Origin of the sequence: Micromonospora coriariae, assembly GCF_900091455.1 — a bacterium.
Taxonomy (GTDB): Bacteria; Actinomycetota; Actinomycetes; order Mycobacteriales; family Micromonosporaceae; genus Micromonospora; species Micromonospora coriariae.
In genome coordinates this window covers 3,830,283-3,854,140 of sequence record NZ_LT607412.1, presented here as the reverse complement: position 1 = coordinate 3,854,140, position 23,858 = coordinate 3,830,283, and the positions used below count along the sequence as shown (strand labels likewise).

General features: G+C 71.7%; 22 protein-coding genes. 11 read left to right on the top strand and 11 right to left on the bottom strand.

The genetic code is table 11. The annotated features are described in order from the left end of the window. The first annotated feature begins 224 nt into the window (after positions 1-224). The 3 genes from ccrA (at position 225) to GA0070607_RS18060 (ending at position 5,572) form a co-directional block, all read left to right on the top strand. Positions 225-1,580 (top strand): crotonyl-CoA carboxylase/reductase, encoded by a 1,356-nt coding sequence (gene ccrA, locus GA0070607_RS18070; RefSeq protein WP_089021918.1) that lies wholly within the window; start codon positions 225-227, stop codon positions 1,578-1,580. Between the two features lie 311 nt (positions 1,581-1,891). Then, the gene (locus GA0070607_RS18065; protein WP_089019255.1) at positions 1,892-3,139 is read left to right on the top strand and encodes a cell division protein DivIVA; all 1,248 of its coding nucleotides are present in this window, start codon (positions 1,892-1,894) and stop codon (positions 3,137-3,139) included. Positions 3,140-3,316: 177 nt separating this feature from the next. Then, positions 3,317-5,572: a coiled-coil domain-containing protein gene (locus GA0070607_RS18060; protein ID WP_089019254.1), complete on the top strand. Its 2,256-nt coding sequence runs from the start codon at positions 3,317-3,319 to the stop codon at positions 5,570-5,572. A 98-nt stretch (positions 5,573-5,670) separates the two neighbouring features. Here GA0070607_RS18060 and GA0070607_RS18055 read toward each other — a convergent pair whose 3' ends face one another. Further along, positions 5,671-6,009 carry a hypothetical protein gene (locus GA0070607_RS18055; RefSeq protein WP_089021917.1) on the bottom strand — a complete coding sequence of 113 codons (339 nt, stop codon included), beginning with the start codon at positions 6,007-6,009 and terminating at the stop codon, positions 5,671-5,673. Positions 6,010-6,361: 352 nt separating this feature from the next. Here GA0070607_RS18055 and GA0070607_RS18050 point away from each other — a divergent pair, with 352 nt between their 5' ends. From GA0070607_RS18050 to GA0070607_RS18040, 3 genes are all read left to right on the top strand, one after another. After that, positions 6,362-7,141, top strand: coding sequence for a helix-turn-helix domain-containing protein (locus GA0070607_RS18050; protein WP_089021916.1), 780 nt, complete (start codon positions 6,362-6,364; stop codon positions 7,139-7,141). Further along, positions 7,132-7,326: a DUF397 domain-containing protein gene (locus tag GA0070607_RS18045; protein WP_089019253.1), complete on the top strand. Its 195-nt coding sequence runs from the start codon at positions 7,132-7,134 to the stop codon at positions 7,324-7,326. The genes GA0070607_RS18050 and GA0070607_RS18045 overlap by 10 nt, the downstream gene beginning before the upstream one ends. Before the next feature lie 111 nt (positions 7,327-7,437). Beyond that, complete coding sequence (locus tag GA0070607_RS18040) at positions 7,438-8,532, top strand: AI-2E family transporter (protein WP_089021915.1); 1,095 nt, start codon at positions 7,438-7,440, stop codon at positions 8,530-8,532. A gap of 10 nt (positions 8,533-8,542) precedes the next feature. Here the strand turns inward: GA0070607_RS18040 and GA0070607_RS18035 are convergent, their stop codons facing one another. The 7 genes from GA0070607_RS18035 to GA0070607_RS18005 all read right to left on the bottom strand — a co-directional run bounded on the left by GA0070607_RS18035 (position 8,543) and on the right by GA0070607_RS18005 (position 14,981). Beyond that, positions 8,543-9,352 carry an alpha/beta hydrolase gene (locus GA0070607_RS18035; RefSeq protein WP_089019252.1) on the bottom strand — a complete coding sequence of 270 codons (810 nt, stop codon included), beginning with the start codon at positions 9,350-9,352 and terminating at the stop codon, positions 8,543-8,545. 66 nt (positions 9,353-9,418) lie between these two features. Then, on the bottom strand, positions 9,419-9,745 hold the full coding sequence (locus GA0070607_RS18030) for a hypothetical protein (protein WP_172899056.1): 327 nt from the start codon (positions 9,743-9,745) through the stop codon (positions 9,419-9,421). Positions 9,746-9,809: 64 nt separating this feature from the next. Further along, a complete protein-coding gene (locus tag GA0070607_RS18025) occupies positions 9,810-10,874 on the bottom strand; it encodes a hypothetical protein (protein ID WP_089019250.1) in 1,065 nt (354 codons plus the stop codon). Beyond that, complete coding sequence (locus tag GA0070607_RS18020; protein WP_089019249.1) at positions 10,871-11,365, bottom strand: SigE family RNA polymerase sigma factor; 495 nt, start codon at positions 11,363-11,365, stop codon at positions 10,871-10,873. The genes GA0070607_RS18025 and GA0070607_RS18020 overlap by 4 nt, the downstream gene beginning before the upstream one ends. Before the next feature lie 40 nt (positions 11,366-11,405). After that, complete coding sequence (locus GA0070607_RS18015; RefSeq protein ID WP_089019248.1) at positions 11,406-13,196, bottom strand: 3-hydroxyacyl-CoA dehydrogenase family protein; 1,791 nt, start codon at positions 13,194-13,196, stop codon at positions 11,406-11,408. A gap of 146 nt (positions 13,197-13,342) precedes the next feature. Further along, positions 13,343-14,416, bottom strand: a complete 1,074-nt coding sequence (locus GA0070607_RS18010; RefSeq protein WP_172899055.1) for an alpha/beta fold hydrolase — start codon at positions 14,414-14,416, stop codon at positions 13,343-13,345. A gap of 148 nt (positions 14,417-14,564) precedes the next feature. Then, positions 14,565-14,981, bottom strand: coding sequence for an FHA domain-containing protein (locus GA0070607_RS18005; protein WP_089019247.1), 417 nt, complete (start codon positions 14,979-14,981; stop codon positions 14,565-14,567). Positions 14,982-15,236: 255 nt separating this feature from the next. Here GA0070607_RS18005 and GA0070607_RS18000 point away from each other — a divergent pair, with 255 nt between their 5' ends. Further along, on the top strand, positions 15,237-16,733 hold the full coding sequence (locus tag GA0070607_RS18000; protein ID WP_089019246.1) for an aldehyde dehydrogenase family protein: 1,497 nt from the start codon (positions 15,237-15,239) through the stop codon (positions 16,731-16,733). Between the two features lie 106 nt (positions 16,734-16,839). Here GA0070607_RS18000 and nucS read toward each other — a convergent pair whose 3' ends face one another. Continuing rightward, positions 16,840-17,499, bottom strand: coding sequence for an endonuclease NucS (gene nucS, locus GA0070607_RS17995; protein WP_074318900.1), 660 nt, complete (start codon positions 17,497-17,499; stop codon positions 16,840-16,842). 71 nt (positions 17,500-17,570) lie between these two features. On the opposite strand from nucS, the gene GA0070607_RS17990 reads away from it, so the two are divergent. Continuing rightward, entirely contained in the window at positions 17,571-18,188 is a 618-nt protein-coding gene (locus GA0070607_RS17990; protein WP_089019245.1) for a DUF4126 domain-containing protein, read from the top strand. Between the two features lie 57 nt (positions 18,189-18,245). Here the strand turns inward: GA0070607_RS17990 and GA0070607_RS17985 are convergent, their stop codons facing one another. Next, entirely contained in the window at positions 18,246-18,800 is a 555-nt protein-coding gene (locus tag GA0070607_RS17985) for a hypothetical protein (RefSeq protein ID WP_089019244.1), read from the bottom strand. A gap of 861 nt (positions 18,801-19,661) precedes the next feature. Between GA0070607_RS17985 and GA0070607_RS17980 the strand changes: the two genes are divergently transcribed. Beyond that, the gene (locus GA0070607_RS17980) at positions 19,662-19,958 is read left to right on the top strand and encodes a DUF1540 domain-containing protein (RefSeq protein WP_089019243.1); all 297 of its coding nucleotides are present in this window, start codon (positions 19,662-19,664) and stop codon (positions 19,956-19,958) included. Positions 19,959-19,977: 19 nt separating this feature from the next. Here GA0070607_RS17980 and GA0070607_RS17975 read toward each other — a convergent pair whose 3' ends face one another. Next, complete coding sequence (locus GA0070607_RS17975) at positions 19,978-21,984, bottom strand: protein meaA (RefSeq protein ID WP_089019242.1); 2,007 nt, start codon at positions 21,982-21,984, stop codon at positions 19,978-19,980. A gap of 151 nt (positions 21,985-22,135) precedes the next feature. Here GA0070607_RS17975 and GA0070607_RS17970 point away from each other — a divergent pair, with 151 nt between their 5' ends. Next, the gene (locus tag GA0070607_RS17970; RefSeq protein WP_089019241.1) at positions 22,136-22,987 is read left to right on the top strand and encodes an ABC transporter ATP-binding protein; all 852 of its coding nucleotides are present in this window, start codon (positions 22,136-22,138) and stop codon (positions 22,985-22,987) included. Next, a complete protein-coding gene (locus GA0070607_RS17965) occupies positions 22,984-23,829 on the top strand; it encodes an ABC transporter permease (RefSeq protein ID WP_089019240.1) in 846 nt (281 codons plus the stop codon). The genes GA0070607_RS17970 and GA0070607_RS17965 overlap by 4 nt, the downstream gene beginning before the upstream one ends. Positions 23,830-23,858: the final 29 nt, after the last annotated feature.

Below are 23,858 nucleotides of genomic sequence, written 5' to 3'. Positions count from 1 at the left end.
GCGCGTGGGTGCGCGGTTGACGGGGCGGCCGGACACCTTCACGCATCGGCGGATGCAGTTTTTCACAGAGGACTTCCGACTTTAGCTACCGTTCAGTAACGTCCCGGCCCACAGGAGCGCGACCGGTGCCGGATGTGTCGAATGCCGACATGGCGGTCGCGCCCACCGGCGCCGACGATGGCAGCACCCGGGCCCGTGCGGGTGCGGACGAACCGGAGGTCACCGTGCAGGACATCCTCGAAGCGATCATGGCGGCGGAGGAATCGAGCGATCCGGACCGCGAGCTCGCCGGCGTCGCCGGGCTGCCCGTTCCGGAGAGCTACCGGGGCGTGGTCGTCCGCGCCGAAGAGGCCCGGATGTTCGACGGCATGGCCACCCGGGACAAGGACCCCCGCAAGGCGCTGCACGTGCAGGAGGTGCCGACGCCGGAGCTGGGGCCGGGCGAGGCGCTGGTCGCGGTGATGGCCAGCGCGATCAACTACAACACGGTGTGGACCAGCATCTTCGAGCCGCTGCCCACCTTCAAGTTCCTCCAGCGATACGGCCGGATCTCGGAGCTGACCCGCCGGCACGACCTGCCGTACCACGTGGTCGGCTCGGACGCGGCCGGCGTGGTGCTGCGCACCGGCCCCGGGGTGACCCGGTGGGCCGCCGGCGACGAGGTGGTCGCGCACTGCCTCTCCGTCGAGCTGGAGGACGCGGCCGGGCACGACGACACCATGCTCGACCCGCAGCAGCGGATCTGGGGCTTCGAGACCAACTTCGGCGGGCTGGCCGAGCTGGCCGTGGTCAAGGCCAACCAGCTGATGCCCAGGCCACGGCACCTGAGCTGGGAGGAGGCGGCCAGCCCGGGGCTGGTCAACTCCACCGCGTACCGGCAGCTCGTCTCGCACCACGGCGCGAACATGAAGCAGGGCGACGTGGTGTTGATCTGGGGCGCCTCCGGCGGCCTCGGCGGGTACGCCACCCAGATGGCGTTGAACGGCGGGGCCATCCCGGTCTGCGTCGTCTCCTCGCCGGAGAAGGCTGAGCTGTGCCGCCGGATGGGCGCGGAGCTGGTCATCGATCGGGCGGCGGAGGGCTTCCGGTTCTGGAAGGACGAGGAGACCCAGGACCCGGACGAGTGGAAGCGCTTCGGCGAGCGGATCCGCGAGCTGACCGGCGGCGAGGACCCGGACATCGTCTTCGAGCACCCCGGCCGGGAGACCTTCGGCGCGAGCGTCTACGTGGCCCGGCGCGGTGGCACCATCGTCACCTGCGCCTCCACCAGCGGCTACCAGCACCAGTACGACAACCGCTACCTGTGGATGCACCTCAAGCGGATCGTCGGCAGCCACTTCGCCAACTACCACGAGGCGTGGCAGGCCAACCGCCTGGTCGCGCTCGGCAAGGTGCACCCGACGGTGTCCCGCACCTACCCGCTGGAGCAGACCGGGCAGGCGGCGTACGAGGTGCACCGCAACGCCCACCAGGGCAAGGTCGGCGTGCGCTGCCTCGCCCCCGCCGACGGGCTGGGCGTACGCGACGGGGAGCTGCGGGCCCGGCACGAGGACGCGATCAACCGCTTCCGGGGGCACTGAGCGGCACCGCCCGTTCGGACAGTGCCCGGGCCGCCGGCCGGACGGACGAGCACCGGACGGCCAATGGGGTGAACGGCCATTGTTCTTCCAACGCCATTAGCGGGATACCCGGCCGGATCGAACAAAGGGCCACGGGCACGTCTCGTGGCCCTTTTCCGCGTCACGCTGCGTGGCGTCCGACCCGCCCGGGACCTGCCAAGATCGCCCATTGGTCCGGCCTCGCTGAGCGCGGGAGTTGACCATGTAAAGAGGACACGAAAGCTGCGCACCGCTCTTGCGAAGCACCCTGGGGCGTCTGCCAGTATGTCCCAATGCCCCAGCAGCAGTCCTCCCCTCTCGCGTTCTTCGATAACGCGAACTCGCAGCCAGATTTCACCGTTGGCCTGCGCGGATACAACACCCACCAGGTCGACGACTTCATCGGCCGGATGACGGCCGCGCTGACCCAGTCCGAGCAGGCCCGTGCCGAGGCCGAGCAGCGGATGAACGACGCCCAGCGTCGGCTCCGCCAAGCCGAACAGCGCATGAGCGCGCTGGAGCAGAAGCTCACCGACACGAACAAGCAGCTCGAGGAGAACAGCCGGCCCACCCTCTCCGGGCTCGGCACCCGCGTCGAGCAGATCCTCCGGCTCGCCGAGGAGCAGGCCAACGACCACCGCAACGAGGCCAAGCGCGAGTCGGAGGGCATCCTCTCCGCCGCCCGCCTCGAGGCCCGTGAGATCACCGACAAGGCCCGCGCCGAGGCCGCCGCGATGAAGGCCAGCGCCGAGCGCGAGGCCGGCAACCTGCGCACCGCCGCCGAGCGCGAGGCCGCCGAGGTCCGGGTGCAGGCCCGCCGCGAGGCCGACACGCTGCGCGCCGACGCCGACCGCGAGACCAAGCAGCTGCGTACCGTCACCGCGCACGAGGTGGCCGAGCTGAAGTCGACGGTGGAGCGGGAGGTGGCCACCCTCCGCGCCACCGCCGAGCGCGAGATCACCCAGCAGCGGGCCAAGGCGGCCCGGGAGGCCGAGGAGAAGCGCGCCGAGGCGACCAAGCTGCTCACCGACGCGCGGGACAAGCGCGACAAGGACCTCCAGGCCCTGGAGCTCCAGCTGGCCGAGCGGCGCGAGAAGTCCGAGCGCGAGGAGTCCGAGCGGCACGCCGCCCAGGTGGCGCAGACCCAGAAGATGGTCAGCGAGGCCGAGCAGCGGGCCCGGGCCGCGCAGGAACGCGCCAAGGAGATCGAGCAGCGCGCCGAGGCCCGCCGGGTCGAGTCGGAGCGCAGCGCCAACGAGACGATCGACAAGGCCAAGGCGCTCTCCGAGAAGACGCTCAACGAGGCCAAGGCCGAGTCGCAGCGCCTGCTCACCGAGGCCCGCACCGAGGCGGAGCTGACCACTCAGGCCGCCCGCCGCGAGGTCGAGGACCTCACCCGGCAGAAGGACGCGGTCACCTCGCAGCTCGGTCAGATGCTCTCCGGGCTCGCCGGCATCGTCCCCGGCGTTCCGGCGGCGAAGCCGGAAGCCAAGAAGGCCGACGGCGGTCAGGAGCGGGTGACCGCGGAGACCGCCGGCTGACGCGAGGCGTCAGGTCGGGGCATCGACGGCGCGAGGTGACACCGGGTGACCGGTGTGACCTCGCGCCGTATGCGTTTCCCACCCCTTGGCGTCCCGCTCTGCGAACGGAGTGAAGTAGCTCCCACAAGGGGCGTCCGTATCGCCCCAGCCGGGCCCGATGCGTGTGAGGATGGGGGCATGTCGCACGGCGAGGAACTGTTTGCACTCGGCGGGGACGTGACCACGGAGCCCAGCTTCGAGTCCGCTCTGCGGGGTTACGAGAAACGACAGGTCGACCGGTACGTGGCGCGCGCCGAGCACGAGATCGCCACCCTCGCCGCCGAACGGGAACAGGCGTACACACAGATCCACAAGCTCGCCGGCCAGGTCGAGGTGCTCCAGCGGGACCTCGCCCAGGTGCGCAAGCAGATGAACGTGGTGGACCGCGCCTCGTTCCGACACCTCGGCCCCCGGGTCGAGTCGATCCTCGCCCTCGCCGAGGAGCAGGCGGAGCAGATCCTGTCCGCGGCGAACGAGGAGATCGAGGCCCGTCGCGCCGCCGCCGAGCACATCATCGAGGAGGCCCGTGAACAGGCCGCCCGGGCACTGAAGGATTTCGAGCTCGCCCTCGCCTCGCGGCGCGCGGAGGAGGAGCGGCACAGCGCCGCCCTACGCGCCGAGGCCGAGTCGACCCTGCGGTCGGCCAAGGACGAGTCGGCGAAGCTGCGCAAGACGGCGCAGGACGCGCTGGCGAAGGCCCAGCAGGAGGCCACCCAGCTGCGGGACACCGCCAAGGAGATCCACACTCGGGCCCAGCAGGAATCCACGAAGCTGCGCGAGTCGGCCCGCGAGGCGCTGGCCACCGCCCGGCAGGAGGCCAGCGAGCTGCGCGAGGCCGCCAAGGAGGTGCACGCCAAGGCCCTTCAGGAGGCCAAGCGGCTCGCCGACACGGCAACCGAGGCCGGCCGGGCCACCCACGCCAAGGCACAGCGGGAAGCCAAGCAGATCATCGACGACGCGTCGATGGCCGGGCGGGCCACCCGGGCGAAGGCCCAGCAGGAGGCGGAGCGGCTGGTCACGCAGGCCACCGAGTCGGCCAAGCGCAGCCGGACCGAGACCGAGTCGTACGTGCAGCGGATGCGCAGCGAGACCGAGGCGTACGTGCAGCACGCGCGGGCGCAGACCCAGCAGGAGCTGGGCGCCTGGCGGGCCGGGGTGGAGCAGGAGGTCAACTCCCGACGGGAGACGGCCGACCGGGAGCTGGCCCAGCGGCGGGCCGCCGCCGAGCAGGAGTTCGCCAAGCGCCGCGACGAGCTGGAAAAGCAGTACAAGTCCCGCCTGCACGAGCTGGAGACCGGGTTCACCAGTCGCCAGCAGGAGCTGGAGAGCACCTTCAGCGGCCGTCAGCAGGAGCTGGAGACGGGCTTCACCAGCCGTCGCGACCAGTTGGAGACCGAGTACACCAGCCGCAAGAACGAGCTGGAGACCGAGTACACCACCCGTAAGAACGAGATCGAGCAGGGCGCCGCTGCGGTCCGCCAGGCGGCCGAGCAGGACGCGCTGACCATGCGCCTGCGGGCCGAGGAGGAGGCCGCGACGCTACTGAGCCGGGCCGAGACCGAGGCGGGCGACAAGCGCCGCGAGGCGGACGAGCACGTCGCGGCTTCCCGCCGCCAGTTCGAGGAGTACGCGGCCACCACGCAGCAGCACCTGGCCACCACCCAGCAGCATCTGGCGGCCACCCAGCAGGAGGCGGCCGCCGGCCGGCAGCAGCTCGCCCAGGTGATGCTGGAGATCGCCCAGGCCCAGCAGCAACTGGCCGACCTGCGACAGGAGACCTGGAAGTCCCGGCAGGAGTCCGACGAGCTCCAGCGACAGGTGGCCGAGCTGCGGTTGCAGAGCGCCACCGTTCCGGTCGCCGGCGACGGCCCGGCCACCATTCCCGCGCCCGCCGCGGCGGCCACCGGAGGCGCTACGGCCAGGACGGCGAACGGCGCGACCGCCGGAGCCGCTACGACGGCGAACGGCACGGCAGCCGCCGGGGCCGGCGCGGCGAACGGGATCAAGGCCGACCCCGCCGACGCCGCACAGCCCGCCGACCCCGCCGATCCCGCACAGCCCGCCCAGGCGGGACAACCCGCCGGACAGCCGGCGGACAACACCGGACAGCCCGTCGACGCCGGACAGCCGGCGGACGCCGGGGAGGAGCCGGCGAAGGACGGCGGGCAGACCAGGACCCGGCCGGTGGCCGAGCCCGTGACGACTGTGGACGGTGGAGCGGCCAGTGCCGGGGTGGACGGCGAGCCGACCGTGGCCGCTGTCCCGGGCGAGGGCGGCCGGGGCGCCAAGCCGACGAAGATCACCAGCACCGGCGAGAACGGCAAGCGGCCCAGCAAGCCGACCATCGACGAGCGCAGCGCCAAGCCCAGCAAGGTCACCGTCGAGAAGGACTGACCGGCACGGCGACGCCCGCGCACGAGTTACGGCAATCTTGGACAGTTTCCGTTCACCGGTAACTGTCCAAGATTTACATGCCGGGACCGGGTGTCCGATCAGGGCCCGGTGGCGGGCGGGTCGATGACCGGGCGGCGGAACGGGCCCCAGGCCACGAAGCGTTCGAAAAGCTCCCGTGACGTCGGCCCGTCGTAGGGGTTGAGCTGGTACAGGTCGTGCGCCGCCTCGTGATACAGCCCGGCCAGGTAGATGGTCAGGGCCGCCGGGTCCGCGTCGAACTCCGCCTTCAGCAGCAGCCGGGCCTCCGCGCACGGCCACGGCCGGCCGTCGGCCCGGCAGCACCACGTCGGTCGCAGCGGGGTGTGCGGCGTCCGAGCACCGCAGGGTCGGGGATGCGAGGGGTACGGCCCGAGCCGCGGCTGCGGCAGTCCGAACATCGGCGTACGGGCGGGGTGCGCCCGGCCGGAGTCCGGCGAGCAGCCAGCGGACGACCTCGGCGTCGGCCCGGTGATCAGGGACCATCGGAGGCGGCCGGCACGGGTGGAGATGGGCATGGGGTACCTCCTCGACTGGGGAACGGGACGCGCACGGGCCCGGGCGGTGGGGACCGGAGTGACCGGCGGCGGATCCGGTACGTGACAGTCTGCTGATCACACCGCTACGGTCGGAAGGCGTCGGCGCTTCCGGAGGAGTGACTGCGTCGGCGGCGCGACCCGCCGGGCGGGCCGGTGGAGAGGACCTGCGACCTGCGGAGGCACTGTGGAAGGCGACGCGGCGCCGACGGCCGACATGATCCGCGCTCAACTGCGCCGGCTGCGGACGGCCGCCGGGATGAGCCAGGAGGAGTTCGGCCGGCTGGTGCACTACTCCGGCTCGATGGTGTCCGCACTGGAGCTGGGTCAGCGTCCACTGGACCGGCTCTTCCTGGCCCGCGCCGACGAGGTGCTGGCCACCGGCGGCCTGCTGGTCTACCTGCTCAAGCTCGCCGAGCGGGACGGCCAGCCGAGCTGGTTCCGGCCCTGGCTGGACGCCGAGCGCAGCGCCCGCCAGCTGCGCTGCTTCCAGCCCACACTGATCCCCGGCCTGCTCCAGACCGAGAACTACGCCCGCGCGGTGCTCCGCGGCGACGAATCCCTCAGCGCCGACGGCTTGGACAGGTTGCTGGCCGGCCGGCTGGACCGCCAGTCGCTGCTGACCCAGACCGAGCCACCGCAGTTCGTCGCGGTCATCGACGAGTTGGTGCTGCGGCGCACCGGTGAGGAGTTCCTGGGGCTGATGGTCGAACAGATCACCCACCTGATCTCCTGCGCGGAGCAACCAAACGTCAGCGTGCACATCGTTCCGGCCGAGGTCGGGCTGCACGCAGGGCTGTCAGGCCCATTCGTCTTGGCTCGGGGCGCGGACGGCGGCTGGGTCGGGCACCTGGAAAACCAGCTTGGCGGCACGGTGGTGGACACTGAGGATGGTCTGGCTACGCTGCTCGCGAGATGGGAGAGCGTGCGGAACGACGCCTTGTCCCGCCGGCAGTCCATTGAGCTGATGAAGAGGATCGTGACGACATGGAGCTGAACGGTGCTCAGTGGCGCAAATCAACCCGCAGTGGCGTGAGCGGGGGCGACTGCGTCGAGGTGGCGGACAATCTGCCCGGGGTGGTGGGCGTGCGGGACAGCAAGGATCCGACCGGCCCGGTGCTGGTGTTCGCGCCGGCCGCCTGGCGGGCGTTCGTCGCCGTCGCCCGTCGCCCCACCGTCTGACCCGGGAGGTCCCTGGTGCCGCAGCACGGCCGGCCGGCCGACGATCCGGACGCAACACCCGCTCCCCCGCCGGCCGAACCCCCGGCTGCCGAGGCGCCACACCCGGTGCCGATCCCCGACCCAAACGTCGACCGGGACGAGCCGCCGGCCGTCCCGTCCGGCAAGTTCGGCACGCCGGGGCGTCCGCTGCGGCGCAGCAGCTTCCTGATCGGGTTCACCGGCGCGCTCGGCGTGCTGCTGGCGTACACCCTTTATCTGGGGATTCGTAACGCCGGCGGCATTCTGGTGCTGGTGGTGATCGCGCTCTTCCTGGCGGTCGGCCTCTACCCGGCGGTGACCCGGCTGCGCCGCTGGGGGCTGCCGCACGGCCTGGCGGTCGCGGTGGTGGCGCTTACCGTGGTGCTGCTGCTCTGCGGCGGCGTGGTGGCGCTGGTCCCGCCGATCGTGACCCAGTCCGGGCAGTTCATCGACCAGGTGCCCAGCTACCTCGAGGAGTTGCGCCGCAACCCGACGGTCAACGACCTGGTGGAGCGGTACGGCCTGATGGAGCGGGTGCAGGGCACGGTCAACGCGGGCACCGTCGGCCGGGCGCTCGGCGGGGTGCTCGGCGGCGCCCAACTGATCTTCGGCACGGTGTTCCGGGCGTTGACCGTGCTGGTGCTGACCATCTACTTCCTGGCCTACTTCAACCGGCTGCGTTCCCTGGGCTACGCGCTGGTGCCCCGGTCGCGGCGCGAGCGGGTGGAGCTGATCGGTGACGAGATCCTGGCCAAGGTGGGCGCGTACATGGTCGGCGCGCTCAGCATCGCGGTGCTGGCCGGCGCGACCACCTTCGTCTTCGCGCTGGTCGTCGGGCTGCCGTACCCCTTCGCGCTGGCCGTGGTGGTCGCGGTGACCGACCTGATCCCGCAGATCGGCGCCACCCTCGGCGCGGTGATCGTGAGCCTGGTCGGCTTCGCCACCGACCTGCCGACCGGCATCGCCTGCGCTGTCTTCTTCCTCATCTACCAGCAGGTCGAGAACTACCTGATCTACCCGAAGGTGATGCGGCGCTCGGTGGAGGTCAACGAGGTGGCCGCCCTGCTGGCCGCGCTGCTCGGGGTGGCGCTGCTGGGCGTGGTGGGCGCGCTGATCGCCATCCCCACGGTGGCCGCGCTGCAACTGATCCTGCGCGAGGTGGTGCTGCCCCGCCAGGAGACCCGCTGAGCCGTACGGGTCAGTCGGCCCTGTTGGCGAGCGGGCCGGGAACGGGAGTGTCGGCGAACGAGGCCACCGTCCGGTCGGCGTACCCGCTGACGTCACCGGTCTCCATCGGGCCGTCCCAGGTCGTCGGCAGCGGCACCGCGACCGCCGGGTTCACCCGGCGGACGATCTCGTCGAGCACCGTCTCGGCGTCGCCCACCCAGAGGTGCTTGGCGCCCGGCACACCCACCACCTCGGCCTGCGGCACCGCGGCGAGCCGCTCCCGGGCCTCGGCCGGGCGCAGGTAGTCGTCGAACTCCGGCACCAGGGCCACCAACGGCCGACCGGAACCGGCCCAGGTGGCCAGATCCTCCGGAGCCGAGAAGCGCAGCGGCGGGGAGAGCAGGATCGCCCCGGCGATCGCCGGGTCGCAGCCGTACTTGAGCGCCAGGTCGGTGCCGAACGACCAGCCGACCAGCCAGATGTTCGGCAGCTCGGCGAACTCCGCGTACTCGATGGCGGCGGCGACGTCGTACCGCTCGCCGACGGCCGCGTCGAAGGCCCCCTCGCTGGTGCCGCGCAGGCTGCTGGTCCCCCGGGTGTTGAACCGGAGCACGGCCACGTCGGCCAGCGCCGGCAGCCGCCAGGCCGCCTTGCGGAACACGTGGCTGTCCATCATCCCGCCGTGGGTGGGCAGCGGGTGCAGGCAGACCAGGGTGGCCACCGGCGGCCGGTCGGCCGGTAGGGCCAGCTCACCGACCAGCCGCAGGCCGTCGGCGGTGTGCAGCTCGATGTCCTCCCGGCGACCGGGCAGGACCGACGACGCGCGGATCGGTGTGCTCACCCGTCAAGTCTGGCCCGAAGTCGCCGCCTTCGCCCGCTCGGGCGCGAAGAGGGTGATCCAGATCGCTCAGCCGTGGCGCGGGGCGCCCCGGCCGCGCTGCACCGCGGGGCCACGCCGCTCCCGGGCGCGCCAGCAGCCGCTGTGCCAGTGCCGCCGGTCGGTCAGGTCACCCAGGCCGTCCGCCGGCCAGGCCACCAGGTGCGCCACCCCCGGCCGGATCTCCTGGTCACAGCCCGGGCAGCGGTACGTCTTGACCGACGCGCCCGCGCCGATCCCGCGTACCTGCCAGGCGCCGTCGGTCCACTGCTGCACCGAGGCGACGCCCTGCCGGACACGATCGGCGTCCAGGTTGGCGTTCTCGTCCCGGCGAGGGCGATTGCGACGGGGGCTCACAGTCACCAAGCGTACGTTCCGTCGGCCGGACCAGCCCCGGGGGCGGTCCGGCCGACGGCTGCGCTCACTCCCAGTTCTCCAGCCGCGTCGGGTCCTCGATGACCCGCGCCCCCGCCAGCACCGTCGTGGCGTCCGCCTCGGTGAACCTCGGTTTGGTGCGAGGCTCCCACTCCCAGTCGAACTCGGCGATCACCTCCGTCCTGGGAATGCCGAAGAGCTCCAGCCTCCTCCCGTCCGCCGAGAGGAATGCCGGTCGGCCGGCGATGGTCCGGTTCCCCCCGGTGTGGGTGCCCGCCTGAACCACATACCGGTACCGCACCGACATGACCTGGCTCTTCGCTCGCAGAAGGGTGAACTGGGCGGTCACCAGTCTCGGGTACGAGGTGATGTCGACCGAACAGGAACTGATCGTCGCGCTCTCGGGCAGGGCACCGAGCCGCAGGGGCGCGGCGCAACGGCGGGCCTCGTTCCAGCGTAGGGCCTCGACTGCCTGCTCCAGCCCGGCCCGGCCCCCGCGCGGCAGGAAGGCACGGGCGTACACGCCCGGTGCCGGCTGCCACGACTTCACCAGCCCACCGGCCGTGCCGGCGGCCGGCTGGACGGCGCCGTCGAAGGTCTGGGGCCCCGCCTTGGGAAAGTCAACGGAAGCACCATCGAACGTCACGTTTGTGGGCAACTCGGCTGATCTGCTCACGTCGACGTGCACGGGTTGGCCGTCGCGCACGCTGAACCGCACGGTCTCGGTCCGACCCGTGAGGACCTCCCAGCTCAGGTAGCGTGCGCGGGTCGGGTCGAGGCCGAAGTGCAGCACATTCGGATCGGTGCCGATCAGCGCAGGGTCGGCGGCGGCCCCGGGCACCCCGTCGACCCGAGGCGGCACCGGCGTGGCCTCGGCCGGCGCGGTGGCGGTCCAGGGCAGACGGCCGGTCAGTCCGTCGAGGCCCGTCCCGGTCACCCCGGCGAAGCCGAGGGCTCCGACCAGGGCCAGCGCGGTGCCTGCAGCGACCTGGCGGCGTGTCTGCCGGCGGCGGCCGCGAGCGCGGGACGCCCGCAGCAGCCGGTTGGGGTCCACGTCGCCCTCGGCACGCTCCCGCAGGGTCTGGACGATCTGTTCGTCGAGGTCAATCACGGCCGGCTCCCGTTCTTGGCCGGGATGCCGCAGCGCTCCCGGAGGTTCGCGAAGGCCCGCATCGCATGGGTGCGGACGGTGACCGGCGAGCAGTCGAGGATCTGGGCGATCGTCGCGTCGTCGAGGTCCTCGTAGTAGCGCAGCACCAGCACCGCCCGCTGGCGGTCGGGCAGGCCGAGGATCAGCCGCCACATCTGGTCCCGGTCGGCCACCTCACCGCTGAGGTCGCCACGCTGCGGTCGGTCGACGACGGTGTCGACGGCCAGCTCGCGACTCGACCGGCGGCGCCACCAGGAATTGTTGGCGTTGACGAGCATCCGGCGCACGTACACGTCGGGCCGGTCGGCCCGGGAGATCTTGCGCCAGTGCACGTACGCCCGGGCCAGCACCTCCTGGGTGAGGTCCTCGGCCCGGTGGTCGTCGCCGGTCAGCAGCCGCGCCAGCCGGATCAGGGCCGGGCCGCGGCTGCCGACGTACTCCTCGAAGGTCACACCCCTCAGACGCGGCCGGGACCGTCCGGCGTTGACCTCGTCAGCGGTGCGAGTGGTCGCGGAAGCCCCGACGGGTCTTGCGGCCCAGGTAGCCGGCGGTGACGAGGTGCTCCAGCAGCGGCGCGGGCGCGAAGCCCGGCTCACGCAACTCCAGGTACAGCTCCCGCTGGATGGCCAGCGAGACGTCCAGCCCGACCACGTCGAGCAGCTCGAACGGGCCCATCGGGTAACCGCAGCCCAGCTTCATCGCGTAGTCGATATCGTCGGCCGTGGAGTAGCTGGCCTCCAGCATCTTCACCGCGTCGTTGAGGTACGGGAAGAGCAGCGCGTTGACGATGAACCCGGACCGGTCGCCGCACACCACGCCGGTCTTGCCCAGCGCGGCGCAGACCGCCCGGGCGGTCGCCGTGGTCTCCGGGGAGGTACGGATGGTGCGGACCACCTCGACCAGCGGCATGACCGGCGCCGGGTTGAAGAAGTGCAGCCCCACCACGTCGGCGGGCCGCTGGGTGGCCATCGCCACGTCGATCACCGGCAGCGAGGAGGTGGTCGTCGCCAGCACCACGCCCGGCTTGCAGATCTCATCGAGGCTCGCGAAGAGCGCCTTCTTCACGCTCAACTCCTCGACCACCGCCTCGACCACCAGGTCGACGTCGGCGAGGTGGTCGAGCGTGGCGGACCAGCTGATCCGGCCCAACGCGGCGTCCCGGTCGGCCTCGGCGAGCTTGCCGCGCACCACGCCCTTGTTCAGCGAAGTCTTCACCGCCTCGCAGACCTTCGCGGACTTCTCCGCGCCCCGGGTCACCGAGATGACCTCGTAGCCGGCCTTCGCGAACACCTCGATGATCCCGGTGGCCATCGTCCCGGAGCCCACCACGCCGACCTTGGCGATGGCGCGCGCGCCGTCGGCGAGCGCGGCCTCCGTGGCCAGCGGCGTCGCCTCGTCGGGTACGACCACCGGCGAGCCGGGCCGTTCGTAGGTGTAGAAGCCCCGGCCGGACTTCCGGCCGAGCAGCCCCGCGGTCACCATCTGCTTGAGCAGCGGCACCGGGGCGTGCCGGCGGTCCCGCCCGCCGCGCCGGTACATGGTGTCCAGGATCTCGTACGCGGTGTCCAGGCCGATCAGGTCCATCAGCGCCAGCGGACCCATCGGCAGGCCGCAGCCGAGCTTCATCGCGGCGTCGATGTCCTCCCGCGTCGCGTAGTGCGACTCGAACATGCCGACCGCGTGGTTGAGGTAGCCGAAGAGCAGCGCGTTGGCGATGAAGCCGGCCCGGTCGTTGATGGTCACGTCGACCTTGCCGAGCCGGGCGCAGAGCGCCTCCACGTCGGCGACCACCTCGGCCGAGGTGACCACGGTCCGGACCACCTCGACCAGCTTCATCACCGGGGCCGGGTTGAAGAAGTGGATGCCGATGACCTGGTTGGGCCGGTGGGTGGCCACCGAGATCTCGGTGACGCTCAACGAGGAGGTGTTGGTCGCCAGGATCGCCTCGGGCTTGCAGACCCGGTCCAGCTCGGCGAAGATCCGCTGCTTCAGGTCCAGGTGCTCGGGTACCGCCTCGATGACCAGGTCGACGGAGTGCAACGCGTCCAGCCCGACAGCGAAGTGCACCCGGCCGAGCAGCGCGTCCCGGTCCTCCGGGGCGAGCTTGCCCTTGGCCACCGCCCGGTCGGTGGAGCCGGTCAGGGTCACCCGTCCACGCTCGACGGCCGGCTCGGAGATCTCCACCGCGACGACGTCGATGCCGTTGCGTGCGAAGACCTCGACGATGCCGGCACCCATGGTGCCCAGCCCCACCACACCCACGGTGCTGAACTCGCGCGCCACGACCGGCCTCCCCAGACACTCCGCACGACCGCTGAACGGCCGCTAAGGTTATGCGCGCGAGTCTGCCACGTGACGCTGGGTTGTCGAGACGCCGTGGCATATTTCACCCACCGCGCCACCGGCTGCCCGGCTGGCCGGGCGTGCGCTCAGCCGGCCGGGACGGCGGTCAGCGCCAGCAGCTCCCCGACGAACTCCGCCGGCCGCTCCAGGTGCGGGCTGTGCCCGCAGCCGGGCAGCACCACCTCGTGGTATGCGCCACCGGCTGCCGCGTACCGCTCCAGCACCGCCCGGGTCTGGCCGACCATCGGCTGCGGCGGGCACTCCGCCGCGCCGGGCCAGCCCGGTACGGCACCCAGCGAGCCCAGGTACGCCAGGTCGAACAGCGAGGTGTCCGAGACGATCACGTCGGCGTCACCGCGTACCCAGGTGACCGGAGGCTTGTCGGCGACGGCCACCAGCTCGTCGGCGAGCCGGAACCAGGTCGGCGCGAGCGCGTTGAGCACCCCGCGCTCCCCCGGCGCCACGCCCGGCCAGTTCTCCGAGGACGTCGCCGTGCCGGGGTAGTTGTCATCCCCCGTCGCGGTGGAGAGCAGGCTGTCGAGCAGCAACTCCTCGTCGCTGCCCAGCGACGCCGGATCGGCCACATAGGTGGCTCGCAGCACGGCGCGCGGGCTGGTCTGCGCCTCGGTGCCGCGATCACCCGCGGTGAGCCGGGCGACGAAGTCCGGATTCGCCGTGCCGGCGCCGGTACCGGCGAAGTCGGGCGTCGTCGGCGTGCCGGCCAGGTCGCGGGTGCCACCGAAACCGTACGGGGAGACCGGCGCGGCGAGCAGCAGCGCGCCCACCCGGTGCGGGTGGTCGACCAGCAGTCGCATCGCCACGCCCCCGCCGAGGGAGTGCCCCACCACCACCGGGCGGGCGTCGGCGGCGCCGAAGAGCGTCGGGTCGTCCAGCAGGGCGGCCACGTCGTCGGAGAAGTCCCGAAGGCCCCGGGTCGCGTTCACCGGGGCGGTCTCCGAGGCGCCGTAGCCGCGCAGGTCGGGCGCGACCACCCGCAGCGTCGGCGGCAGTCGCCGGATCAGCGGCTCCCAGAACAGCGCGGACGAGCAGTTGCCGTGGATCAGCAGCACCGGCGTGCCGTCCGGCGGGCCGGCCACGCGTACCGCCTGGGTGATGCCGTTCGCCGTCACTGTCCGCTGCTCGGTCTCCACCCGCGGCATGCTGCCACCCTGGTCCGCGCCGGTCCAGGTGCGCGACAGCCATCCGGGGTACGCCCCGAGTGTGTGCCCGCACCGGGCACGGCGCGTTCAAGTGAAAGGAAGGGCCCCTTATTAACGCGTCGCGTTAATAAGGGGCCCTTCCTTTCACTCAGCGACGTGCGGTGGGCGGCGTGGCCAGCGGCAGCGGCAACGTCGGCCGGACGTCCCGCCGGGACGGGCCGAAGCTGAGCCCGACCGGATCGGTGTGGGCCACTCCCGGATCGAACAGGCGCAGCTCGGTACGGCCGAGCCGGATCACGTCGCCGTCGGAGAGGAGTTCCACCTCGGTGATCCGGCGGTCGTTGAGCCAGGTGCCGTTGGTCGAGCCCAGGTCACGCAGCGCCGGGCCCTCCGACGCCAGCCACACCTCCGCGTGCTGCCGGCTCAGGTGCGGATCGTTGATGACGACGTGACCGGTCGGCGCCCGACCGATCACCTGCGGCTCGGCCCGCAGCCGAAAGCTCGCCCCGCGCATCGGCCCACCCGCGACCGTCAACAGCGGCATCAGTTCCGGATGTTCCTCCATGGACAGTCAGCCCTCCACCCCACACCACTACCCCGCGCGTCAGCCTGCCATCAGACGGTAATCGTCAGTACCGACCGGCCGGTCAACTCCTCGCCACCTCCCGGCCATCTCCCGTTCGACGGTTCGGGCGGGCGGGATCCGACGCAGAGGGCCTGACTTGCCCTGATCAACGAGTGGGCGGCCCGGTGCGACTCCCGTCCCGTCGGACCGAATCACCGCCTACCGGCGAGTAATCTTCGGGTCTAGACTTCCGCCATGACGGCTGTGTATGTCCCCGGCAACCCGGTCATCGAGGCGGGTCAACTGGTGTCCACCAGCCCCGCCACCGGCGTCGAGGCCGGTCGCCTCCCGATCGCCACCGACGCCGACGTCCGGCGGGCCGTCGAGCGCGCCCGCACCGCCGGCGAGTGGTGGGCCGGGCTGGGCTTCACCGGCCGCCGTGAACGGCTGCTGCGCTGGCGTGCCCTGCTCGCCAAGCGGATCGAGCAGCTCGCCGAGCTGGTGCACGTCGAGGGCGGCAAGCCCGTCGCCGACGCCATCGTCGAGATCGTCACCGCGATCGAGCACATCGACTGGGCCGCCCGCAACGCCGGCCGGGTGCTCGGCCCGCGCCGGGTACGGTCCCGGCTCATCCTGGCTGAGTTCTCCGGGCACCTCGAATACCAGCCGTACGGCGTGGTCGGCGTGATCGGGCCGTGGAACTATCCGGTCTTCACCCCGATCGGCTCCGCCGCGTACGCGCTGGCCGCCGGCAACGCCGTCGTGCTCAAGCCGAGCGAGTACACGCCCGCGGTCGGCCAGTGGCTGGTGGACAGCTTCGCCGAGGTCGTACCCGAGCAACCGGTGTTCACCGCCGTGCACGGGCTGGGCGGCGTGGGCGCGGCGCTGTGCCGTTCCGGGGTGAACAAGCTCGCCTTCACCGGCTCCACCGCCACCGCCCGCAAGGTCATGGCCGCCTGCGCCGAGACGCTGACCCCGGTGCTCATCGAGGGCGGCGGCAAGGACGCCATGATCGTCGACAGCGACGCCGACCTGGACGCCGCCGCCGAGGCGTGCGTCTGGGGCGGAATGACCAACGCCGGCCAGACCTGCATCGGCATCGAGCGGGTGTACGCCGTCGACCAGGTCTTCGACACCTTCGTCGACAAGGTGGTGGCCCGCGCGGGCCGGCTGACCGTCGGGCCGGAGGGCAGCGACATCGGCCCGATCACCATGCCCGGCCAGGTCGACGTGATCCGCCGCCACATCGAGGCCGCGGTCAGCTCCGGCGGGCGCGCCGTGCTGGGCGGCCCGAGCGCGGTGCAGCCGCCGTACGTGCACCCGACCGTGCTGGTGGACGTACCGGAGGAGTCGGCCGCCGTCCGCGAGGAGACCTTCGGGCCGACGCTCACCATCAGCCGGGTCCGCGACGCCGACGAGGCCCTCGCCCGGGCCAACGCGCTTCCGTACGGCCTGGGTGGTTCGGTCTTCGGCCGGCGGCGCGCGGTCGCCATCGCCCGACGGCTGCGCTCCGGGATGGCCTCGGTCAACTCCACCCTCACCTTCGCCGGGATGTCCACCCTGCCGTTCGGCGGGGTCGGCGACTCCGGCTTCGGCCGGATCCACGGCGAGGACGGGCTGCGCGAGTTCGGCCGGGCCAAGGCGATCACCCGCCGGAGGGCGCGGTCGCTGCTGCCGTCCATGACCTTCGAGCGGACCCCGACCGACGTGGCCCGACTCGTCAAGGCCATCAAGATGATGTACGGCAGGTGATTGTCGGACAACCGATCTCCAGGCCCTAATCGATTGCGCTACCGCCTTGTCGACAGTGACCGGTCCAGGCCGATGCCTGCGACCTGCCGCCGCAGCTCGCCAACGGTCAGAAGAGGGTCAGCTCGTCCTTCTCGATGCCCCGCAGCTTGTCGTAGTCCACGACCACGCACCGGATGCCCCGGTCGGCGGCGAGCACCCGTGCCTGCGGCTTGATCTCCTGCGCGGCGAAGACCCCGGTGACCGGGCTGAGCAGCGGGTCGCGGTTCATCAGTTCGAGATAGCGGGTGAGCTGCTCGACCCCGTCGATCTCACCGCGCCGCTTGACCTCGACCGCCACCGCACCGGAGTTGGCGTCCCGGCAGAGCAGGTCGACCGGGCCGATCGCCGTCATGTACTCGCGGCGGACCAGCGTGTACCCGTCGCCCAACGCGCTCGGGTTGGCTGCCAGGAGCTCCTGGAGGTGCGCCTCCACCCCGTCCTTGCGCAGGCCGGGATCCACCCCCAGCTCGTACGAGGTGTCCTGGAAGATCTCCTCCAGGGTGATCCGCAGTTCCTCGCCAGCCTTGTTGACCACCCGCCACACGCCGGGGGCCTCCTCCAGCCGGCACGGCGGGCTCATCCAGTTCAACGGCTTGTACGCCCGGTCGTCGGCATGGATCGACACCGACCCGTCCGCCTTCACCATCAACAGCCGGGTCGCCAGCGGCAGGTGAGCCGAGAGTCGTCCGACGTAGTCCACCGAGCACTTCGCAATGACCAACCGCACCCGACGAGGGTAGCCGAGCACCCAGCGGTCACCACCGAGCGGCACTGGCGCGTCGATGGGATGCTGAGACGGTGCTCGAAGTCCTCACCGGTACCGGTCTCGCCGCCTCGGCGGGCCTGAACGCGTACATACCCCTGCTCACCCTCGGTCTGCTCGCCCGCTACACCGACCTGATCGACCTGCCCAGCGGCTGGACGTGGCTCGGCAACGGCTGGGTCGTCGCCATCCTGGCCCTGCTGCTCGCCGTCGAGATGGTGGCGGACAAGGTGCCGGTGGTCGACCACGTCAACGACGTGGTGCAGACCGTGGTCCGACCCACCGCCGGCGGCCTGGCCTTCGGCGCAGGATCGTCGTCGGAGACGGTGACGGTCACCGACCCGGGGAGCTTCTTCTCGTCGCACCAGTGGGTGCCCGTGGTCACCGGCGTTCTGCTCGCGTTCGGCGTACACCTGCTCAAGTCCGCCGCGCGGCCGGTCGTCAACGCGACCACCGCCGGGTTCGGTGCCCCGGTGGCCAGCACCGCCGAGGATGCCACCAGCGTGGTGGTCTCCCTGGTGGCGATCATCCTGCCGGTGCTGGTGCTCGCCTTCCTGCTCGGCCTGGTGGCCTTCGTCTACTGGTTCCTACGCCGACGCTCCGAACGCCGCCGGGAACGCGAGGCAGCCCGCGCCGCCGGCTTCCGCGCCTGACGAGCCGCTGGCCGGCACCCCGGGGTGGGGTGCCGGCCAGCGGTCAGTGCGCGTGGGTCAGCTGTTCCAGTGCTGGGCGACCAGGTCGGTGGCCTGCTGCTCCCACTGGGCGTAGGCGTCCGGGTAGGCCGAGACCTGCACGGTCTGCGCGGCGTCGGTCAACGCCATGTCCTGCCACCCGTCAACCTGCTTGAGACCCTTGAGGAACGCGGTGGTCGAGTACTCGGGGTTGGTGATCTGCTCCGGGGTGCCCCAACCACTGGAGGGGCGCTGCTGGAACAGGCCCAGCGAGTCATGGTCGTTCATGTCGCCGAGGTGGCCCAGGTTCTCCAGCTTCGACTCCTGCAGGCTGGTGGCGATGGAGATGACCGCGGCCCGCTCGGGCAGGCCGGCCTTCTTCGTCGCGGCGATGATCGCCTTGACGTTGGCGGTCTGCTCGTCGTTCAGGTCGATGTGCGACTGCGCGCCCTGCACCTTGGCCACCGCCACGGCGGCGGGCTTGCCGTCCACGACGGGGGTCGCGGCGTGCGCGGCGATCGGACCGGCGAACACACCACCGGCGAACGCGAGACCAGCAACAGACAGCATGCTCTTACGAATGATCGTGTTCATGAGGGGGTCAGCTCCTTCACGGGGGTAGACACCCGCGCGGCGATCCGGGGGAAACGGCGCAGGGTGCGAGCACCTCGTCGGGCGCTTTCAACTACACGGGGAAAAGTCTTCGAGGTCGGCGGCCTACGGGCGGGGGGCTCGTGGCGCCGGGTCTGTGTGTAACGACCGCCGGGCCGGGCTCATTCCGGGGGTGGCCCATCCATCGGCACCCTGGGTGAGCGGGTGCTGGTGCGGTCGTTCAGGGGGTCTGCAACGACCGGCCACCGGCGGGCATTCCCACCCGGGCCCGGCCACCATCCCCAACCCTGCGGGGGCGGGGCGGCGGGCGGTGGTGCTGCGATCGTCAGGGTGTGTAACGACCCCCGGCCCGCCACGATTCCGGCCCACGGATGCACCCGGTCACAGCCCAGAAACCCCGATACCGGACATTCGGCGCGCAGATCGCCGGCCGTCTCGGCTGGCTGGGGGGTGATCGACTCGGTATCGCCGATATCGGGCTATCAGGTCGCCCGGGACACCCCGACATCGCCGATACGGAGTCGATCAGCGCGAACGAGGCGCCCACCGGGGACCGATCGGACCCCGCCACCCCGCCGACGGGATGGTCCGTCACGTAGCGCAGGGGTCACGACGCACGGCGACCACCGACGGGGTGGGGCCCGCCCTGCCTGGCGTAGGGATCAAGCCTGACCGCCCGAAGCCGGGCACGGCGGGCCCCACACCCCCAGATGAACGCACCGGACGGAGGCCGACAAACCCCAACACCCCGCAGACCGGACAGCTACCCAACGTCACGGCATAGCGACGGTCGCGAAGCCGGCAAAAGCCTACGATCGGGCAAGAGTCCTAGAGGAGGTCGGCATGACTACAGCGATGGAGATGCCCCGGGTCCAGGAGTGCGTGGTCGTGGCCTGCGCGTACAACAGCGCCGGCGACTGCCACGCCTTCGCGATCACGATCGGCAGCATGGATCACGCGCACTGCCACACCTTCGTCGAGTCGCCGGTACGGGGCGGTGTGGACAGCCTGATCGCTCAGGTGGGCGCGTGCCAGCGGTCCGACTGCCGGCACAATGAGCAACTCGAGTGCCACGCCTCGTCCATCAGGGTCGGCCCGGACAACGACATGGCCGACTGCATGACCTACGCCGGTCGCTGACCGGTCACACAGGCCCCGGTCAGGGCAGGTCGTTGGCGCGGCGGATGACCGTCACCAGGTCGTCGATGATGCCCGTGAGGGCGAAGTCCTTCGGCGTGAAGACCCGAGCCACCCCGGCCGCCCGCAGCGTGTCGGCGTCGCCGGCGGGGATGATGCCGCCCACGACCACCGGCAGGTCCGCCCGGCCGGCGGCGCGCAGCCCGTCGAGCACGGCCGGCACGGCCGCGAGGTGCGAGCCGGAGAGCACGGAGAGCCCGACCAGGTCGACGTCCTCCTCCACGGCCGCGGCGACGATCTGCCCGGCGGTCAGCCGGATGCCCTGGTAGACGACCTCGAAGCCGGCGTCGCGGGCGCGTACCGCGATCTGCTCCGCGCCGTTGGAGTGCCCGTCCAGGCCGGGCTTGCCGACCAGCAGCCGCAGCCGACCGCTGCCCAGCTCGCGGGCCGTGGCGGTGACCCGCTCGCGGACGGCCGCGAGGCCGGGGTCGCCGCCGGTGCCGGTGGCGCCGGCCAATCCGGTGGGCGCCCGGTACTCGCCGAAGACCTGGCGCAGCGCGCCGGACCACTCGCCGGTGGTCACGCCGGCCCGCACGCACTCCAGGGTGGCCGGCATCAGGTTCGTGGTGGTCGCGGCGTCCGCGCGGAGCCGGGCCAGGGCCGCGTCGACGGCCGCGTCGTCCCGGTCGGCCCGCCACCGGCGTACGCCGTCGGCGGCGGCGGCCTCGACCGCCGGATCGACCTGCTCGACCGCCTCCGCTCCGGCCGCGGTCAGCGGGGACGACTCGGTCTCGGTGAACCGGTTGACGCCGACCACCACGTCAGCGCCGGACTCCATCCGGCGGCGGCGCTCGGCCAGCGAGGCGACCAGCGCGCTCTTGAGGTAGCCGGTCTCCACGGCGGCGACGACGCCGCCCAACTCCAGCACCTTGTCCAGCTCGACGCGGGCACCGGTGGCGATCTCGTCGACCAGCGCGGTCATCACGTGCGAGCCGGCGAAGAGGTCGGGGTATTCGAGCAGGTCCGACTCGTACGCCAGGACCTGCTGCATTCGCAGCGACCACTGCTGGTCCCACGGGCGGGGCAGGCCGAGCGCCTCGTTCCAGGCGGGCAGTTGGACCGCGCGGGCCCGGGCGTCGCGGGACAACGTCACGCCGAGCATCTCCAGCACGATGCGCTGGATGTTGTTCTCCGGCTGCGCTTCGGTCAGGCCGAGCGAGTTGACCTGCACGCCGTAGCGGAACCGGCGCTGCCTGGCCTCGGTGACTCCGTACCGGTCCCGGGTGATCTCGTCCCAGAGCACGCCGAACGCGCGCATCTTGGCGATCTCCTCCACGAACCGCACCCCGGCGTTGACGAAGAACGAGATCCGCTGGACCACGTCACCCATCCGCTCGGCGGGCACCTGGCCCGAGTCGCGGACCGCGTCGAGCACGGCGACCGCCGTGGCCAGCGCGAAACCGACCTCCTGCACCGGCGTGGCACCGGCTTCCTGGAGGTGGTACGAGCAGATGTTCACCGGATTCCACCGCGGCATCTCACGCAGCGTGTAGGCCACCACGTCGGCGGTCAGCCGCAGCGACGCCGCCGGCGGGAAGATGTACGTCCCCCGGGACAGGTACTCCTTGATGATGTCGTTCTGCGTGGTGCCGGCGCAGCGGGCCAGCTCGGCGTTCTGCTCCAACCCCACGGTGCCGTAGAGGGCGAGCAGCCACATCGCCGGGGCGTTGATGGTCATCGAGGTGTTCATGTCGGCCAGCGGGATGCCGTCGAAGAGCGCCCGCATGTCGCCGAGGTGGGCCACCGGTACGCCGACCCGGCCGACCTCACCGGCGGCCAGCTCGTGGTCGGGGTCGTACCCGGTCTGGGTGGGCAGGTCGAAGGCGACCGAGAGACCGGTCTGCCCCTTCGCCAGGTTGCGGCGGAAGAGGGCGTTGGTCGCGGCGGCCGACGAGTGGCCGGCGTAGGTGCGCATCACCCACGGGCGGTCCCGTTCGGGCAGCCGCCCCGTAGATGCCTTCTCGTCCATGGCCGGAGTCTAAGTTACCGTTCAGTAAAACGGGTTGTGGAAAACCACACAGGTCCATGTCGCGGACGTCCGGGTGCGAAGCGCCCGCAGTGTCCCGGACCGCTACACCCCGGGCACCACGCCACGTCGACCAGGACGCACACTGGACACCATGGATGACGAGCTGGCCATCTCCGTCCGGGGGCTGCGCAAGGCGTACGGCGACAACGTGGCCGTGGCGGGCGTGGACCTCGACGTCCACCGCGGCGAGGTGTTCGCACTGCTCGGCCCGAACGGCGCCGGCAAGACCACCACGGTGGAGATCCTCGAGGGCTACCGCCGCCGGGACGCCGGCGAGGTCGCCGTGCTCGGGGCCGACCCCGCCCACCCGGAACCCGGCTGGCGGTCCCGGGTCGGCATCGTGCTCCAGGGCACCGGAGAGTTCGACGAGCTGACCGTGGCCGAGGTGATCCGGCACTTCTCCGGCTTCTACCCGGACGCCGACGACCCGGACAAGGTGATCGAGCGGGTCGGGCTGGCCGGCAAGGCGAAGGCCCGTACGCACACCCTCTCGGGTGGGCAGAAGCGCCGCCTCGACGTGGCGCTGGGCATCGTCGGCCGCCCGGAGCTGCTCTTCCTCGACGAGCCGACCACAGGCTTCGACCCGGAGGCCCGTCGCGAGTTCTGGGAGCTGATCCGCGACCTCGCCGCGGCCGGCACCACCATCGTGCTGACCACCCACTACCTGGACGAGGCGGAGGCGCTGGCCGACCGGGTCGGCGTGATCGCCGGCGGCCGCCTGGTCGAGGTGGCCGCGCCGAACCGGCTGGGCAACCGGCAGGAGGCGCTGGCGACGGTCTCCTGGCGTACCCCGGAAGGGGCGCCGGAGCTTGCGCAAACCGCGACGCCGACGGCCCTCGTGGCCGACCTGGCCACGCGCTACGGCGGCGAGGTCCCCGGCCTCACGGTGACCCGGCCTACCCTGGAGGACGTCTACCTGAAGATGATCGGACACGCGCGATGACGACCACGACCGAACCGGCCTCCGCGGTCGCCACGCCTAGGGGCCGGCGGCCGAACGTCGTCGCGCTCGCCCTGCGGCAGGGCCGGCTGGAGATCACCCAGTTCCTGCGCAGCCGGGAATCCGTGGTCTTCACGATGGGCTTCCCCATCATCATGATCCTGATCTTCGCGTCGATCTTCGGTGGCACGATCGGCGGCGGGGTCAAGTTCACCCAGTACTTCATCACCGGCATGATCGCGACCGGCCTGATGACGGTGAGCTTCCAGAACCTCGGCATCTGGATCCCGATCGAGCGGGACCGGGGCGTGCTCAAGCGCTACCGGGGCACGCCGATGCCGAAGTGGGTCTGGTTCGCCGGCAAGGTGATCATGGTGGTGGCGATCGGCATCGCCGAGACGGCTCTGCTGCTGGCGGTCGCGGTGGCGCTGTTCGACCTCGACCTGCCGGGTACCGCCGGGAAGTGGCTCACCTTCGGCTGGGTCTCCGTGCTCGGGGTGACCGCCTGCACCCTGTGCGGCATCGCCATCTCGTCGCTGGCCCGCACCGCGCGCAGCGGCTCGGCGGTCGTCACCCCCGTCGCCCTGGTACTCCAGTTCATCTCCGGGGTGTTCTTCGTCTTCACCGACCTGCCCACCTGGATGCAGCAGGTGGCCGCGCTGTTCCCGCTCAAGTGGATGTGCCAGGGGCTGCGGTCGGTCTTCCTGCCGTCGAGCTTCGGCGCGCAGGAGCCCGGGGGCTCGTTCGAGCTGGGCCGCGTCGCGCTGGTGCTGGCCCTGTGGTGCGTGATCGGCCTGGTGCTCTGCCTGACCACCTTCCGCTGGACGACCAAGCGCGACGGCTAACCCGCTGCCCGCACCCACGCCCGCCCCCG

Coding starts and splice junctions, on each gene's coding strand:
- GA0070607_RS17965 (WP_089019240.1), top strand. CDS start 22,984: ATGACGACCACGACCGAACCGGCCTCCGCGGTCGCCACGCCTAGGGGC.
- GA0070607_RS17985 (WP_089019244.1), bottom strand. CDS start 18,800: ATGAACACGATCATTCGTAAGAGCATGCTGTCTGTTGCTGGTCTCGCG.
- GA0070607_RS18050 (WP_089021916.1), top strand. CDS start 6,362: ATGATCCGCGCTCAACTGCGCCGGCTGCGGACGGCCGCCGGGATGAGC.
- GA0070607_RS18055 (WP_089021917.1), bottom strand. CDS start 6,009: ATGTTCGGACTGCCGCAGCCGCGGCTCGGGCCGTACCCCTCGCATCCC.
- GA0070607_RS18045 (WP_089019253.1), top strand. CDS start 7,132: ATGGAGCTGAACGGTGCTCAGTGGCGCAAATCAACCCGCAGTGGCGTG.
- GA0070607_RS18065 (WP_089019255.1), top strand. CDS start 1,892: ATGCCCCAGCAGCAGTCCTCCCCTCTCGCGTTCTTCGATAACGCGAAC.
- GA0070607_RS18010 (WP_172899055.1), bottom strand. CDS start 14,416: ATGCCGCGGGTGGAGACCGAGCAGCGGACAGTGACGGCGAACGGCATC.
- GA0070607_RS17975 (WP_089019242.1), bottom strand. CDS start 21,984: ATGGACGAGAAGGCATCTACGGGGCGGCTGCCCGAACGGGACCGCCCG.
- GA0070607_RS17970 (WP_089019241.1), top strand. CDS start 22,136: ATGGATGACGAGCTGGCCATCTCCGTCCGGGGGCTGCGCAAGGCGTAC.
- GA0070607_RS18060 (WP_089019254.1), top strand. CDS start 3,317: ATGTCGCACGGCGAGGAACTGTTTGCACTCGGCGGGGACGTGACCACG.
- GA0070607_RS18000 (WP_089019246.1), top strand. CDS start 15,237: ATGACGGCTGTGTATGTCCCCGGCAACCCGGTCATCGAGGCGGGTCAA.
- GA0070607_RS17980 (WP_089019243.1), top strand. CDS start 19,662: ATGACTACAGCGATGGAGATGCCCCGGGTCCAGGAGTGCGTGGTCGTG.
- GA0070607_RS18005 (WP_089019247.1), bottom strand. CDS start 14,981: ATGGAGGAACATCCGGAACTGATGCCGCTGTTGACGGTCGCGGGTGGG.